The sequence below is a fragment of the Pseudomonas sp. PA-4-8C genome, from assembly GCF_021606625.1.
Lineage (GTDB): Bacteria > Pseudomonadota > Gammaproteobacteria > Pseudomonadales > Pseudomonadaceae > Aquipseudomonas > Aquipseudomonas lactis.
Window position 1 is genome coordinate 1 of sequence record NZ_WKCD01000558.1, and the last position, 1,082, is coordinate 1,082.

The window sequence follows — 1,082 nt, forward strand, 5'->3', positions numbered from 1 at the left end:
GTTCGATGGTGAAGTACCTTTTTATCAAAAATTAGAAGATTTCGTGTTGGGTCTGATTCCCGGTTACAACGCCATCACTAACTTTATCAAGGGCAACTGGCGAGAAGGCCTCATCGATTTGGCGTTCGACGCGTTCGGTTTTATCCTGGCCGGCGCCGGTGGGGCCGCACGGGCCGCGGGCGCTGGCGTCAGGACGGCCACATCTACGCTGGGGAGCACCGCGAAAAAGCTGTTGCGTGGCGCAATAGGCGCGCTCAACCCCATAGATGCCCAGGGCCTGCTACTGGCCGGGGTGCAGGAAGGTATCAGCTACTTGGCCAGCCGCGGCCCCGAGGGAAATAACCAACCCCGGATAAAAATCAACTATGACCCCGTAAAGATATTCAGGAACGTTGAGAACGCCACCGTGGGCAGCGCCACGATGCAGGGCAGCATGACTAAAATTGCGGCCACCCAGAAAAATGGCAAATGGTATGCACTTGATCCCGTCAGCAAACAGCCCTATGGCCTGCCTTTAAAGGATTTCGTGCCTTCGGCATAAAGGCGGCGACAAGCTGAAAAGAAACGCCCTGCATTAAAAGGTTCTTCTCGGCGTGCGAGAAGAACCTTGGTTATTACGCCAATAACCTCTGGATATGCTCCTGCAACGTATCCAGATCAAACGGCTTGGCCAGAATCGGTGCATTGCGCGTGATCGGGCTGTGGCAGTCAAGAATCTCCTGCGGGTAACCGCTGATAAAGATCACTTTCAGTTCCGGACGCAACTTGATTGCAGGCTCAGCAATCTGCACGCCGGAGATCCCACCCGGCAGGCGATAATCGGTGACCATCAAGTCCAGATGCGGCTTGGTCGCAAGGATTTCGAAGGCCTGCTCTCCGTCGACCGCCTTCAAGACCCGGTAGCCCAGGCCCGCCAGGTACTCACCCAGCACAAACATAATGGATTCGTCGTCCTCGACGATCAGTACGACATCTTGTGCATCTTCACTCATGGGAAGCCTTTGTCCGGTCAATTGCTGCAGTTACGACCATGGGGTCACGCAGAGGTTGCGTCGAAGTGACGATTGAATTCACTCGGCCGT

The 1,082-nt window shown here is 55.2% G+C and carries 1 protein-coding gene and 1 pseudogene; one reads left to right on the forward strand and one right to left on the reverse strand.

Translation table 11 applies throughout. From position 1 onward, the window contains the following. Window positions 1-541: pseudogene (locus tag GIW04_RS30935) on the forward strand (hypothetical protein); the annotation flags it as partial. A gap of 73 nt (window positions 542-614) precedes the next feature. Here GIW04_RS30935 and GIW04_RS30940 read toward each other — a convergent pair. Further along, window positions 615-992 carry a response regulator gene (locus GIW04_RS30940; protein WP_034135014.1) on the reverse strand — a complete coding sequence of 126 codons (378 nt, stop codon included), beginning with the start codon at window positions 990-992 and terminating at the stop codon, window positions 615-617. Window positions 993-1,082: the final 90 nt, after the last annotated feature.